Origin of the sequence: Rudaeicoccus suwonensis (genome assembly GCF_007829035.1) — a bacterium.
Classification (GTDB): domain Bacteria; phylum Actinomycetota; class Actinomycetes; order Actinomycetales; family Dermatophilaceae; genus Rudaeicoccus; species Rudaeicoccus suwonensis.
The window spans coordinates 390,095-403,981 of the sequence record NZ_VIVQ01000001.1 but is presented as its reverse complement, the minus strand read 5'-3'; the positions used below and the strand labels follow the sequence as shown (position 1 = coordinate 403,981).

The 13,887-nt window shown below is 67.3% G+C and carries 13 protein-coding genes and 1 tRNA gene; 4 read left to right on the top strand and 10 right to left on the bottom strand.

Annotated features, from left to right (window positions below; translation table 11 throughout):
• The first annotated feature begins 44 nt into the window (after positions 1 to 44).
• The 3 genes from BKA23_RS01955 to meaB are packed head-to-tail and all read left to right on the top strand — an operon-like array spanning position 45 to position 4,944.
• Positions 45 to 1,775: a methylmalonyl-CoA mutase family protein gene (locus tag BKA23_RS01955; RefSeq protein WP_145224995.1), complete on the top strand. Its 1,731-nt coding sequence runs from the start codon at positions 45 to 47 to the stop codon at positions 1,773 to 1,775.
• Positions 1,772 to 3,934 carry a methylmalonyl-CoA mutase gene (gene scpA, locus BKA23_RS01950; protein ID WP_145224993.1) on the top strand — a complete coding sequence of 721 codons (2,163 nt, stop codon included), beginning with the start codon at positions 1,772 to 1,774 and terminating at the stop codon, positions 3,932 to 3,934. The genes BKA23_RS01955 and scpA overlap by 4 nt, the downstream gene beginning before the upstream one ends.
• Positions 3,934 to 4,944, top strand: coding sequence for a methylmalonyl Co-A mutase-associated GTPase MeaB (gene meaB / locus BKA23_RS01945; protein ID WP_145224991.1), 1,011 nt, complete (start codon positions 3,934 to 3,936; stop codon positions 4,942 to 4,944). Before scpA ends, meaB begins: the two co-directional genes overlap by 1 nt.
• Here the strand turns inward: meaB and BKA23_RS01940 are convergent, their stop codons facing one another.
• The 7 genes from BKA23_RS01940 to BKA23_RS01910 all read right to left on the bottom strand — a co-directional run bounded on the left by BKA23_RS01940 (position 4,945) and on the right by BKA23_RS01910 (position 10,369).
• A complete protein-coding gene (locus tag BKA23_RS01940; RefSeq protein ID WP_145224989.1) occupies positions 4,945 to 5,796 on the bottom strand; it encodes a hypothetical protein in 852 nt (283 codons plus the stop codon).
• 596 nt (positions 5,797 to 6,392) lie between these two features.
• The gene (locus BKA23_RS01935; protein WP_211841567.1) at positions 6,393 to 7,205 is read right to left on the bottom strand and encodes a hypothetical protein; all 813 of its coding nucleotides are present in this window, start codon (positions 7,203 to 7,205) and stop codon (positions 6,393 to 6,395) included.
• A 255-nt stretch (positions 7,206 to 7,460) separates the two neighbouring features.
• Positions 7,461 to 8,183 (bottom strand): 50S ribosomal protein L1, encoded by a 723-nt coding sequence (rplA, locus tag BKA23_RS01930; protein ID WP_145224985.1) that lies wholly within the window; start codon positions 8,181 to 8,183, stop codon positions 7,461 to 7,463.
• 143 nt (positions 8,184 to 8,326) lie between these two features.
• A complete protein-coding gene (gene rplK / locus BKA23_RS01925; protein ID WP_145224983.1) occupies positions 8,327 to 8,761 on the bottom strand; it encodes a 50S ribosomal protein L11 in 435 nt (144 codons plus the stop codon).
• A gap of 92 nt (positions 8,762 to 8,853) precedes the next feature.
• Positions 8,854 to 9,765: a transcription termination/antitermination protein NusG gene (gene nusG / locus BKA23_RS01920; protein WP_145228096.1), complete on the bottom strand. Its 912-nt coding sequence runs from the start codon at positions 9,763 to 9,765 to the stop codon at positions 8,854 to 8,856.
• Between the two features lie 244 nt (positions 9,766 to 10,009).
• Positions 10,010 to 10,255: a preprotein translocase subunit SecE gene (secE, locus tag BKA23_RS01915; RefSeq protein ID WP_170226328.1), complete on the bottom strand. Its 246-nt coding sequence runs from the start codon at positions 10,253 to 10,255 to the stop codon at positions 10,010 to 10,012.
• Positions 10,256 to 10,296: 41 nt separating this feature from the next.
• Positions 10,297 to 10,369, bottom strand: a tRNA-Trp gene (locus tag BKA23_RS01910).
• 165 nt (positions 10,370 to 10,534) lie between these two features.
• Here BKA23_RS01910 and BKA23_RS01905 point away from each other — a divergent pair.
• Positions 10,535 to 11,632: an adenosine deaminase gene (locus BKA23_RS01905; RefSeq protein ID WP_145224979.1), complete on the top strand. Its 1,098-nt coding sequence runs from the start codon at positions 10,535 to 10,537 to the stop codon at positions 11,630 to 11,632.
• A 205-nt stretch (positions 11,633 to 11,837) separates the two neighbouring features.
• Here BKA23_RS01905 and BKA23_RS01900 read toward each other — a convergent pair whose 3' ends face one another.
• The 3 genes from BKA23_RS01900 to BKA23_RS01890 are packed head-to-tail and all read right to left on the bottom strand — an operon-like array spanning position 11,838 to position 13,800.
• Complete coding sequence (locus tag BKA23_RS01900) at positions 11,838 to 12,938, bottom strand: UDP-N-acetylmuramate dehydrogenase (RefSeq protein WP_145224977.1); 1,101 nt, start codon at positions 12,936 to 12,938, stop codon at positions 11,838 to 11,840.
• Entirely contained in the window at positions 12,935 to 13,354 is a 420-nt protein-coding gene (locus BKA23_RS01895; RefSeq protein WP_145224975.1) for a MaoC family dehydratase, read from the bottom strand. Before BKA23_RS01895 ends, BKA23_RS01900 begins: the two co-directional genes overlap by 4 nt.
• Positions 13,351 to 13,800, bottom strand: a complete 450-nt coding sequence (locus tag BKA23_RS01890; RefSeq protein ID WP_145224973.1) for an FAS1-like dehydratase domain-containing protein — start codon at positions 13,798 to 13,800, stop codon at positions 13,351 to 13,353. Before BKA23_RS01890 ends, BKA23_RS01895 begins: the two co-directional genes overlap by 4 nt.
• Positions 13,801 to 13,887: the final 87 nt, after the last annotated feature.

The window sequence follows — 13,887 nt, the reverse complement described above, 5'->3', positions numbered from 1 at the left end:
GCCGGTCGAGCAGTCGCCGCCACCTCCCGCACTAGGGTGGCGACGTGAGCATCGAGCGTCTGACACACACCCAGCGTGACTGGGAGAACGCCGCTGCCCGGGTGCTGCGCAAGGGTGGCCGACTCGGCCCGGACGACCCCGACACCGACGTATGGCGCACACTCGCGCGGACGACGCTCGATCCGGTGACGGTCCCGCCGCTGGGACTCAGCACACCGTCACGGTTCGTGCCGCGTGTCGAGGGTCGTGGCGCCCGTGACTGGGACATCCGTTCGCTGCTCACCGATCCGCAGACATCAGCGTCGAACGCACTCGGCGAACTCGAGGGTGGCGCGACGTCGTTGTGGTTGCGCCTGGGGCGGACAGGCATACCGGTTGAGCGCCTCGGCGCGGTGCTCGACGGCGTGCTGCTGGATGTCGCGCCGGTGCTGCTCGACGCTCCGGACGATCCAGTCGGGGCGGCGATGGCCTTCGCCCGACTGCTGACGGCTGCCGATGTCGATCCGGCGGAAGGCACCAGCCTGGGCGCCGACCCGATCGGCGCCGGCGCCGACTGCGATCGCGTCGTCCCGCAGATCGCCGAATTGGCGTCGCGCCTGGATGTCGTCGGCTTCACCGCCGATGGCACCAGGGTGCACGATCGCGGCGCTTCGGATGCGCAGGAGCTTGGTTATGCGACGGCGGTGGCGACGTCATACCTGCGGCGGCTCGTCGATCTCGGGATCTCTGTCGACGAGGCCGCCGACCTGATCGAGTTCCGTTACGCGGCAACAGATCAGCAGTTCCCCACGATCGCCAAGCTGCGCGCCACGGAGCAGCTGTGGTCGCGGGTGCTGCAGCTGTCCGGTGTCAAAGCTGCGATCCCGGGCGCGATTCCGCGATCCCGTGTGCACGCGGTGACCTCGCGCCCGATGATGACCCGGCGTGACCCCTGGGTGAATATGCTGCGCACGACCGTGGCTGCCTTCGCCGCAGGCGTCGCGGGTGCGGACGCGATCACCGTGCTCCCGTTCGATGCGGCCCTCGGTCTGCCCGACGCGTTCAGCCTCCGCATCGCACGCAATGTGTCGTCGCTGCTCATCAGCGAGTCACACCTCGCACGCGTCGCCGACCCGTCAGCCGGGGCGTTCGCGATCGAGCAGCTCACCGAGGACCTCGCAGAGGCCGGCTGGGTGGAATTCACCAGACTCGACGAGACCGGCATCGTCGCGGCCCTCGCCGACGGATCGCTGGATGCCCGCATCGAGCAGGTGCGTGCCGCACGCACCGAGCGAGTTGCCCACCGCCGGATGCCGATCACCGGCGTGAGCGAGTTCCCCAACCTCGGCGAAACACTGCCGCAACGCTCACCGCACCCTGACGGCGAGTGGCAGGTCGAGCCGTATGACGAAGCCTTCGAGCAGCTGCGCGAAAAACCGCCCGCCGCAACGGTGTTCATCGCCACACTGGGGCCGGTCGCAGCGCACACCGCACGCGCCACCTTCGCCACCAACCTGTTCGCCGCCGGAGGCATCGCCGTCGAGACGGCTGGAGCCACTGGCGGCGTGGACGACGTGATCGCGGCATACGACGGGCAGCAGGTCGTGTGTCTCGCCGGCACCGACGCGGCATACGAGCAGAGCGCAGCGGCGACGATCGCCGGACTGCGCGAGGCCGGCGCGGCATACGTGATCATCGCCGGGAAGCCCGGCGAGCTGGCCGTCGACGACAGTTGCGCGGTCGGCGGCGATGCCGTTGCCTTCCTTCACCGCGTGCGTGAAAGGCTCGAATCATGAGCGTTCCGAGGTCTTTTGGTGGCGTGCCGTTCCGCGATGCCGCCTTCCGCAGTCAGGTCTCGCTGACCACTGCGACAGACCCCTGGCTGGCGCCGGAGGGCATCGAGATCAAGACGCGTTACGGCGCCTCGGACATCGACGGACTGCCCGTCGACACGATGCCAGGTTTGCCGCCATACATCCGTGGACCGTATCCCACGATGTACACCAACCAGCCATGGACGATCCGCCAGTACGCAGGCTTCTCGACGGCGGAGGAGTCGAACGCGTTCTATCGCCGCAATCTCGCCGCCGGGCAGAAGGGCCTGTCCGTCGCGTTCGACCTGGCGACCCACCGCGGCTACGACTCCGACCATCCACGGGTGCGTGGCGACGTCGGTATGGCGGGCGTCGCGATCGACTCGATCCTCGATGCCAGAACGCTTTTCGACGGCATCCCGCTTGACCAGATGTCCGTGTCGATGACGATGAACGGTGCCGTGCTGCCGGTTCTCGCTCTCTACATCGTCGCGGCCGAAGAGCAGGGGGTGAAGCCGGAGCAACTCGCGGGGACGATCCAGAACGACATCCTCAAGGAGTTCATGGTCCGCAACACCTACATCTACCCGCCCGAACCGTCGATGCGGATCATCAGCGACATCTTCGCGTTCACGGCGGCGCGGATGCCGCGGTTCAACTCGATCTCGATCTCCGGATATCACATCCAGGAGGCCGGGGCGACCGCCGATCTGGAGCTTGCCTACACCCTCGCCGACGGCGTCGAATACCTGCGCGCCGGCCAGGCTGCGGGCCTCGAGATCGATGCCTTCGCACCGCGATTGAGCTTCTTCTGGGCCATCGGCATGAACTTCTTCATGGAGGTCGCCAAGCTGCGCGCGGGCCGGATGCTGTGGTCGCGCCTGGTGCGCCAGTTCGAGCCACAGAACCCCAAGTCGCTGTCGCTGCGCACCCACTGCCAGACCTCGGGCTGGTCGCTGACCGCGCAGGACGTCTTCAACAACGTCACCCGCACCTGCATCGAGGCGATGGCCGCCACCCAGGGCCACACCCAGTCGCTGCACACGAACGCCCTCGACGAGGCGATCGCCCTGCCGACCGACTTCTCGGCCCGCATCGCCCGCAACACCCAGTTGCTGCTGCAGCAGGAGTCCGGCACGACCGACATCATCGATCCGTGGGGCGGCTCGTACTACGTCGAGCGCCTCACCTACGACCTCGCGGAGCGCGCCTGGGCGCATATCCAGGAGGCCGAGGAGGCGGGCGGTATGGCGAAGGCCATCGAGGCCGGCATACCGAAGCTGCGCATCGAGGAAGCCGCTGCGCGCACCCAGGCGCGGATCGACTCCGGCGTGCAGAACGTCATCGGTGTCAACACTTTTCGTGTCTCCGACGAGGAACCGCTCGACGTGCTGCGCGTAGACAACGCCGCTGTCCTTCGTGCGCAGCTGGCGAAGCTGGAGCGGCTGCGCGCCGAGCGTGACCAGGCGCAGGTCGACGCGGCGCTGGCCGCGCTGACGCACGCTGCCGAACGACCCAGCGGTCAGGATCTGCAGGGCAACCTGCTGGCTCTGGCTGTCGACGCCGCGCGCGCCAAGGCCACCGTCGGCGAGATCTCCGACGCGCTGGAGAAGGTGTGGGGGCGCCACCGCGCCGTCATACGTACCATCTCGGGTGTGTATCGGGATGCATCCGCCGGAGCCGGCAACGTGCAGCGGGTGATCGACGCGACGGCGCGGTTCGAGGAGCAGGAGGGCCGCCGACCGCGCATCCTGGTCGCCAAGATGGGCCAGGACGGCCATGACCGTGGGCAGAAGGTCATCGTGACCGCCTTCGCCGACATGGGATTCGACGTCGACGTGGGCCCGTTGTTCGCCACGCCGGAGGAGGTCGCGCAGCAGGCGATCGATGCCGACGTGCACCTTGTCGGCGTCAACTCGCTGGCGGCGGGCCACCTGACGCTCGTGCCGGCGCTGCGGGATGCCCTTGCGGCACAGGGGCGTTCGGACATCATGATCGTCGTCGGCGGCGTCATCCCGCCCGACGACGTGCCTGTGCTGAAGGAACTCGGCGCGGCCGCGGTCTTCCTGCCGGGCACTGTGATCGCCGATGCCGCGCTGGGCCTGCTGGACGGCCTGGCCGCGTCGCTGCACCACGAGTGATGGCCCCGGCCCAGCTCGACGTCGACGACCTCGCGGCCGGTGTGTGCCGGGGCGAGCGGTCAGCGGTCTCGCGGGCGATCACGCTCGTCGAGTCCTCCCACCCGCGGCATCGTGCCCAGGCGCGTGATCTGCTGCTGGCCCTCACCGCCGCCGCCTCCTCGAAAGCCACTGTGCGCGTTGGAATTTCGGGGGTTCCCGGTGTCGGCAAGTCGACCTTCATCGAAGCGCTCGGCCGCCAACTGACTGCGTCCGGCCATCGAGTGGGAGTGCTTGCCGTCGATCCGTCGAGCGTGCGCACCGGCGGCTCCGTGCTGGGTGACAAGACACGTATGGCGACGCTGGCGGCGGACCCCGCGGCATACATCCGCCCGTCGCCGACTGCTGGAACTCTCGGCGGCGTCGCGCGTGCCACCGTGCAGGCGATCACCGTGCTCGAGGCCGCGGGGTATGACGTGGTGCTGGTCGAGACGGTCGGCGTCGGTCAGTCCGAGATCACGGTGGCAGGGATGGTCGACACCTTCTGCTTCCTGACGCTCGCGCGCACCGGCGATCAGCTGCAAGGCATCAAGAAAGGCATCCTGGAGATCGCCGATGTGGTCGCAGTCAACAAGGCAGATGGCGATCGGGTGGTCGAGGCATCGGCCGCGGCGAAGGATCTGTCGGCGGCGCTGCGCCTGGTGCGACACGGTGAGGCGTGGATCCCTCCGGTGCTCAGCTGCTCCGCGCTCACCGGTGACGGCATCGACGATGTCTGGAATCGTGTTCTGCGGCATCAGGATTCACTGGGCGATGCCGGTGTGGCCGAGAAGCGTGCACAACAGCAGCTCGACTTCGCCTGGGCGCTGGTGCGCGACGAACTGGAGCAGCGGCTGCGCCACTCCCCCGGCGTCGCAGCGATTCGGGCCTCCGTCCGCAGCGAGGTGCTGGCGGGTGATCTGCCGGCGACAGCCGCCGCCGACCGGTTGCTCGCGGCATACGACGCTGCGACGGATTCACGACCGTCCGATTGATCAGGCGTCCGCTCGCGCTGAACGTGCGGTCGTCTCGTCCGATGACCCAGCCCCGGCCGCAAGCACCCACAACGCAGCGGTCACGACCACCAGCGGAGCGATACCCGACCACCAGCTCCACGCGTGGTCGGTCAGACTGAGGAACACGAAAGCAGCCGCGTAGCCGAGTGCACCGATCTGTGTCACGAATCGGGTCCCCGGCCCCGCGAACAATGGCACGCCGGCAGTCGCAGCGAGCAGCCCGGCGAGTACGAGCAGGATGACATTTCGCCGGATCCCCGCTCCCGTCTGATGCATCGCCCAACAGAACGGCACCCGGATCACAAACCACACGACGAGCCCGATCAGCAGTGACGCCAATGCAGTTCGCTGTCGTGCGCGAATTGGACCCCAGCCAGTGGGCAGCAGGATCAGCACAGCCGCACCGACCTCCACACCACCCAGGACGTGATGCCAGATGCCGGTGATCCAGATGCCACCGGATGCCTCGGTGAACAGATAGCTCGTGCCGAGCACACCGCAGAAGACAGCCGGTGCGAGTGCTGCCCAGCGGACTCCTGCGGCGCACAGCACGCCGGTCGCGAGCATCAGGATCGCCTCCACGAGCAGCGCTGTCCCGTACGCCGTTCCGTAGGCCGCTGGCTGCAGCAGCAACCAGTGATGCAAGGTCGGCGCCGACATAACTGAAAACGAGCTGGCTCCGGCGACGATCGCCACACTTGCCTGCAACAGCAGCAGGGCGGTGAGTGCGGCAACCACGCCGCCCAACCGCAGTGGCGTCGTCGAACCCGACGTGGCAGCAGGACCTTCGCGGTCCCTTGACGGCCCGACATACGGCACGTCTGGTTTCACCAGCGACACCAGCCCGCCGGTCGCCGATGGCGTTCCTGTCGAAAACGCCTCAGGATCAAGCCTTTTCGGCGGCGGTGCACCAATTCCACACCCGCCGCACAGCACGTCCAGCGCGGATCGCTCTGCTCCGCACGCTGCGCAGTATCCGCCACTCATAGCCGACACGATCGCCGCCGCATGCGCATCTGAGCCAGTCCCGAACGTTCGGGACTCCTGCGCGTGAGCACGACCACTGTGCTCCGTCGACCCGTGTCTGACTTAGAGATTGCGCGGGTAGGTGCTCGGCGTGGCGCCCACCGTGCCCGCCATCGCCCTCCGTACGTCGCCGAATCGGCGACGTACGGGTGCCCGGGCTGCCCCGGCACAGCGAGTGCATGGTCGAGATGACGATTACTGCCCAGTATCGCGACCGCGACCGGAAGTAATCGTCATTCTGGCCACACCAGCGTTACTGCCGTGGCGTATGTGGCGGGTGGGAGTCACCGCACCACGCGAGGGGTCCTCGTCGTCGCCGGATCGGCGACTTATGTGTGATCAGTGGCGCTAGTGCGTTTCGTGGTGCCGGTGAGGCGGAAAGGTCGACCGAGCCGGCGACTTTAGACGGAGGAGTTGCCGAACGTGCCGATCTCATTGGCGGGTGGCGCGGTGACGGCCGCTTTGGTGCCCCAGTTCGAATACGCGATCGTAGAGACGGCTTGCCCTGATCGCGTCGTCACAATCTTCTCTACGCGGTTACGCGCGTCAAGAGTCTCGGTGACCTGGACGGGGGCAGCGGGCGGCATCTCCGCAGCGAGCGCTGCCCCGAAGAGCTTGACCAAATCAGCGTGCACCTGGGCAGCCGACCGCTGCGTCACATATGTCGTGCGCTGGGCCGTGGCCGAATCGACAGACCACATCTGTCGAGGATCCGACGAGATGCCGGCCTCCGCTTGCGACATCTGTTGGATCAGTGGAGCCAGCATCTGCGACAGTGCGTCCGTACCGCCGGCTTTGACCTCCACCCAAGGTGGCGTCTGGCCGGGGACCTGGACATAGATCACGTTGTCGATCATGACCATGTGCAGCTGCATACCACCGAGTGACTCTGTCAGCGACGTCCTCACCGTTCCATCTACGTAGCCGATCACCCCCGAAGCACTGACGACACGACTGCCACTGCGGCTCCGCTCGGCTATGTCAGCGTTGCCTGCAGTCACGTCGGCAGCGTGAATCCACGCGGTCAGTTGCGCACCCGAAACCTTTTGCCCGACGTGGACCTTGGGCGTCGACGAGGCCGAGGCACTGGGCGACGCCGATGCGCTGGACGCCGATGTACTGGATGACACGTGCGACGCAGGCCCACTCTGGCTACCCTCCGCGGCCGGCGTGGACGATCCGCCACAGCCAGCCAGCGCGACGCCCGCCGTCATTGCGGCAGCGGTGATGAGAACTGATTTGGAAACCATGGATGGCGCCTTCCCCCGTAGATTGCGCTGACAGTAAGTGCACAGGCTGGCCGTTCCCTGAAGACCTCCAGTGCTCCGCGTTCGCTCAGTGCGGGCCCGTCCTGCGGCATACCTGCCGTGCACCCGACGCAGCCGAAAACGCCCGCGTCAGAAGCGAATACACCGACGGCCGCCCACCCCGTGAAGGGGCGGACGGCCGTCGGCCAGAAGGCGGATCGCTCAGGCGTCGGCCGAAGCGTCTTCCTCGAGCAGGTTGCGCGTGACGGTGCCGTCGAGCGGGATGCCCGGGCCCATCGTGGTCGACATCGTCGCCTTGGCGATGTAACGACCCTTGGAAGCGGCCGGCTTCAGACGCAGGATCTCGTCCAGTGCGGCGCTGTAGTTCTCGACCAGCGCCTTCTCGTCGAAGGACGCCTTGCCGATGATGAAATGCAGGTTCGCGTGCTTGTCGACACGGAACTCGATCTTGCCGCCCTTGATGTCGGTGACAGCCTTGGCGACATCCATCGTGACGGTGCCGGTCTTCGGGTTCGGCATCAGACCACGGGGGCCCAGCACCTTTCCGAGCCGACCGACCTTGCCCATCAGGTCCGGCGTCGCGACGACAGCGTCGAAGTCGGTCCAACCGCCGGCGACCTTCTCCAGCAGTTCGTCCGAACCGACGAAGTCGGCGCCAGCAGCCTCTGCTGCGGCAGCCTTGTCACCGTTGGCGAAGACCAGCACGCGGGCGGTCTTACCGGTGCCGTGCGGCAGGTTGACGGTGCCGCGCACCATCTGGTCGGCCTTGCGCGGGTCGACACCGAGGCGCAGAGCCACCTCGACGGTCGAGTCGTACTTCGTCTTGGCGCCGCTCTTGGCCAGCCGCACTGCCTGCAGCGGCGTGTAGAGCTTGTCGCGGTCGATCTGCTCCGCTGCGGCGCGGTAGCCCTTGCTGTGCTTCATGGAGACTCCTTGTCGAGTGTGTGGTTGTGCGAGCCGAAGCGGGCTCATCCACGTCCTTCTGTATGCCGGCGGCTCGTCGAGCCGCAGGCTGCCGTGGCCTGTTACCGGGCCACGGCGGTCGGGATCCGACCCTGCCCTCTGGATCAGAGTTCGGTGTCGATACCCATCGAACGAGCGGTGCCCGCGATGATGCGTGCAGCCATCTCGACGTCATTGGCGTTGAGGTCGGCCATCTTCTGCTCGGCGATCTCGTGCACCTGCTGCTTGGTGAGCTTGGCGACCTTGGTCTTGTGCGGCTCACCGGAACCCTTGGCGACGCCTGCAGCCTTCTTGATCAGCTCGGCGGCCGGCGGGGTCTTGGTGATGAAGGTGAACGAGCGGTCTTCGTAGACCGTGATCTCGACCGGGATGACGTTGCCACGCTGGGCCTCCGTCGCGGCGTTGTACGCCTTGACGAACTCCATGATGTTGACACCGTGCTGACCCAGTGCGGGACCGACCGGCGGAGCCGGGGTGGCCTGACCGGCCTGGATCTGCAGCTTGATGAAGCCGGAGACCTTCTTGCTCTTGGGGGGCATAGCTGTTTCCTTACCGTTGTGGACCTACGCCATGGGCGATGACCCGGTTGCAGTGCGCTGTCGCGGTGGCGACGGCGCGGGCGTCATACAACTCAGATCTTGGCGACCTGGTTGAACGACAGTTCGACCGGCGTTTCGCGGCCGAAGATGGAGACCAGCACCTTGAGCTTCTGGGTGTCGGTGTTGATTTCGGAGATGGTGGCGGGCAGCGTCTCGAACGGCCCTTCCATCACGGTGACGGACTCGCCGACACCGAAGTCGACCTCGGCTGCAGCGCCGGCCTTCGCGCCGGAACCCGCGGCCTTGGCGCCACTCGCCGGCGTGCCGTCGGCGGAGGGCGCTTCCTCGAAGACCGGGTTGAGCATCGTGACGACCTCGTCGATCGTCAGCGGCGACGGCTGGTGGGCGTTGCCGACGAAGCCGGTGACACCTGGCGTGTGCCGCACGGCACCCCAGCTCTCGTCGGTGAGGTCCATCCGCACGAGGACGTATCCAGGCATCCGCACGCGGGTGCCGGTCTTGCGCTGGGAGTTCTTGATCTCGGTGAACTCCTCCATCGGCACCTCGACCTGGAAGATGTAATCCTCCATGTTGAGGCTGACGACGCGAGTCTCGAGGTTGGTCTTCACTCGCTTCTCGTAGCCGGCGTAGGAGTGGATGACGAACCACTCACCGAACTGCGACTTCAGATCCTTGACGAAGGCAGCGCGCTGCTCTTCGGCCGACAGGGGCGCGGCGTCGGCCTCGGCGGCCTCCTCCGCGAGGTCCTCGGCCACGTCGGATTCGACGTCCACCGGCTCGTCGCCACCGTCGACTTCTTCTTCGTCTTCTTCGGCGTCGAGCTCGGCCGAGATGTCGTCCTCGGCCTCGGCGATCTCGGCCTCGACCTCTGGGTCCTCGGGGATGTCGGAGGCCTGTACGCCGTCGAAGTCGTCGGCCTCGGAACCCTCCAGCTGCAATGCCTCGAGCTCGGCCGGGTCGTCGGGGTTGGCGCCTTCACGCATTGCGGCTTCCGCCTGAGCGGTGTCGCTGTCGCCGTCGGCGACATCCAGGTCGTTGTCCAGACCGTCGACCATGTCGTCGGCGGGACCCTCGGACGCCTGCTCCCGGGCAAGACGCAGTTCCAGCGCCTCGTCGTCGCCGGCTGCCTCGGATGTCCACTCGTTGGTCATTGACCTGCTTCCTTCTTGTGATTCGTTGTCGGCGGGCACACCCGCCACGCACCGGTCATCTGCTCAGCGCAGCGCGTCAAGCAAAGACCCACGACACCGCGTGGATGATCAGCTGGTCGATGCCGACCACGAAGGCCATCATCAACAGCAGGAAGACCAGCAGCGCGATCGTGTAGTTGACCAACTCGTCGCGCGTCGGCACGACGACCTTGCGCATCTCGTCGATGACCTGGCGGATGAACAGGATGATCTTGCCGAAGATCCCGCGTGCCGCCGAAGTGTCGTCGGCTGAGCCACGCGTCGGCGCGGTGCTCGTGCTCACAGTGATCCTTCGCTGTCGAATCGGTCGTGCGTTCGTCCTTGCAGGGCACGAGGGACTTGAACCCCCAACCCCCGGTTTTGGAGACCGGTGCTCTGCCAATTGAGCTAGTGCCCTTTGCACTGGACCATGACCGCGAGCTGATTGCGGACATGACTCAGCATGGTTGTCGTCAACCACCCGACGTGCGAGTGTACGCGACCGGCCTACGTCAAAGCCAACCGACGGCAGCCGCCACGGGTTCCCGAGGTCCGGCGACGGGCACCGCGTAGGTTCTGCCGTATGCCGACGCCCGCTGCCACCCCAGACCCGGCCCGCACCGGCCGGATCCAGGACCTGCCCAAGGCGCACCTGCATCTGCACTTCACCGGATCGATGCGACTGGCCACCTTGCACGAGCTTGCCGAGAAACACCGGTTGCGGCTTCCGGACGCCCTGAAACAGGGCGGGTGGCCACCGAAACTGTCCGGTCGCGACGAACGCGGGTGGTTCCGATTCCAACGGCTGTATGACGCTGCCCGCGCCTGCGTGCGCGACGAATCGGACGTGCGGCGCATTGTGCGCGAGGCCGCCGAGGACGATGTCGCCGAAGGCTCGCGCTGGCTGGAGATACAGATCGACCCCACGTCGTATGCCGGTGGTCTCGGCGGCATCACGCCTGTGCTGCAGATCGTGCTCGACGAGGCCCGGCACGCCAGCACCGATCTGCCGATCGGCGTCGGTGTCATCGTCGCGGCGTCGCGGATCCGGCATCCGATGGATGCCCGCGCGCTGGCGCGGCTCGCGGCTCATCATGCCGGCGATGGCGCCGGGCAGGTGTTGGGTTTCGGGCTCTCGAATGACGAGCGACGTGGGGTGACCAGTGAGTTCGCACCGGCGTTCGCGATCGCCCGGGAGGCGGGCTTGGGGAGCGTGCCGCACGCCGGCGAGTTGCTCGGACCGCAGTCGGTCAGTGAAACGCTCGACTCGCTGGCGCCAGACCGGCTGGGCCATGGCGTGCGGTCGGTCGAATCGGACTCAGTGCTCGCGAGGGTCGTCGATTCCGGCGTCGCTCTCGAGGTGTGCCCGACCTCGAATGTCGCGCTCGGCGTCTATGCGACCCCGGATCACGTGCCGCTGCGGCGACTCGTGGACGCGGGCGCGCGTGTGGCTCTCGGTGCCGACGATCCCCTCTTGTTCGGCCGGCGGCTCGCTGATCAGTACACGCTTGCCCACGACATCCTCGACTTTGACGACGCAGCCTTGGCGAAACTGGCGCGCTCGTCGTTCGACGCCTCGTTCGCACCGGCCGATGTCAGGGCGGCTGCAGACCACGACATCGACACCTGGCTGGCATCACGTCAGGCTCCTGACGAGGATGCCGCCCAAGACCAAGACTGACCCCACCTTCGACGCACTCTGCGCTGCCCCACGACGCGTGGTTGACATGACCATTACTTACGAGTATCGGCGCGTGAGCCGGAACACATCGACATCCCACCCACTCCTACGGGACTGGCGAGGCACATGAGGCCAAAGGACTCGGGACACGCGACTCGCGGCTGGTCACAAGGGGCCTGAAGGATCCGGGGCTGAGGGCTCGCCGCTAGGAAGTAACGGAGTCGAGGCTGACGCCGACGAAGACCGGTTCATTCACGAGCTGTATGCCGAAGGCGTCATACACCCCGTCGCGCACCTCGCGGGCGAGAGCGACGACGTCGGCGGCGGTCGCGTCGCCACGGTTGGTGATCGCCAACGGGTGTTTGGTCGACAGTGCGGCAGGTCCGGGCAGCCCGTACCCCTTGTCGAAACCTGCGTGCTGGATGAGCCAGGCCGCAGGCACCTTCACCCCGGTGCCCTCGGAAGGCCACGACGGCGGCACGACCTGGTCGCCGAGCCCGGTCTCGACACGCGCACCGAACTCCTCGAACGCTCGCCGGCTGATGATCGGGTTCGTGAAGAACGACCCGCACGACCAGGTGTCGTGATCGGCTTGCGCCAGCACCATTCCCCGCTGGTTCCGCTGCTGTAGCACGGCGGAACGCGCATCCTCCAGGGGCACCCGCGTGCCCAGCTCCACCCCGAGGCCGCCGGCAAGTGCGGCGTACCCGACGGGCGCCGACAACGACGAAGCGCGCAACTGGAAGAGCACGTCGAGCACGACGTACCGTCCACCGCCGCGGAACTCCGAGCCCTTGAACACCGAGTGGCGATAACCGAATTCGCAGTCGGCCGAAGCGAACGTGCGCACCCGCTGCTCCAGGCGGTCCCAGGTGCGCACCGACGCGATCGTCTGCGCGACCTCCTGGCCGTAGGCGCCGACGTTCTGCACCGGCGTCGCTCCGGCCAAGCCCGGGATCCCCGACAGAGCCTCGACGCCGGACCAACCTTCGTCGCAGGACCGTGCGACGACGTCGTCCCACTCCTCGCCGGCAGCGACGCGCACGAACACACCGCCGCAGTCGTCCGCGGACTCGACCTCGATGCCGGAGCTCGCGATCCGCAGCACCGTCCCGTCGAAGCCGTCGTCGCTGACGACCAGATTCGACCCGCCCGACAGGACCAGCAATTGCTCGTCGGCGTCGTCGACCTCGCGCACGACGTCGACGATGTCGTCGGTGGTGTCGGCGACGACGAGTCGCTGCGCGGGGCCACCGACCCGCATCGTGGTCAGTGGCGCGAGCGGGATCCCTTCGGCCTGCTTCATTCCGCCGGTCCGGTGCCGCGCACCGTGGCGAGCGCCCGGGTCAGCACCTTCGCGCCGCCGCTGGTCACCGTCAGTTCGACGACGGCGCCGTCGTCCTGCACCTTCTTCACCTGACCGGTCACCTCGACGTCGGCGCCGCCGTCATACGGCACGGGCACAGGCGCACTGAAGCGCACCGAGTACGCGGTCACGGCACCCGCATCGCCGACCCAGTCGACGATGGCCTGTATGGCGGCGCCCATCGTCCACATGCCGTGCGCGATGACGTCCGGAAGTCCGACGGAGGTGGCGAAGCGCTCGTCCCAGTGAATCGGGTTGAAGTCGCCGCTGGCACCGGCGTAGCGCACCAGCGTGGCACGGTCGACGTGAATGGTGCGCGCCGGCAGTTGCTGGCCGACCTCGAAGCTCGCGCTCACTGCTCGTCTCCCCGGATGACGACCATCGAGGTCGTGGTGGTGACTGCTTCGCCGTCGAGGGTCTGCAGGACGGTGCGCATCGTCATCATCGAGTGCCCTCCGGCCGAGCGCACCCGCTCGATCGTCGTGACCGGCTGCACCTCGTCGCCGGCGACCAGCGGGCGGTGGTGGACGAAGCCTTCCTCACCGTGCACAAGTCGGGAGTAGTCGACTCCCGCATCCGGGTCGCGCATGACGGCCGCCTCACCCCGCTGGGCAATCAGAACCGCCAGGGTCGGCGGCGCGATGACGTCGGCGTAGCCGCGCCCTCGCGCGACCGCGACGTCGAAGTGTGCCTCGTCGACCGCCCCGACCGCCGTGGCGAACTCGGCGATCTTGGCGCGAGAGACGACATACGGAGCGGCGGGCGGATAGGTCCGGCCCTCCACCTGCGGATTGACAGCCATGATTCGAAGCTTAGAGGGCCGCGCGGACGACGCCGAAAGGCCGCCCCCGGCATCGGGGGCGGCCTTCGTGAATCTCGGTGTGCGGCG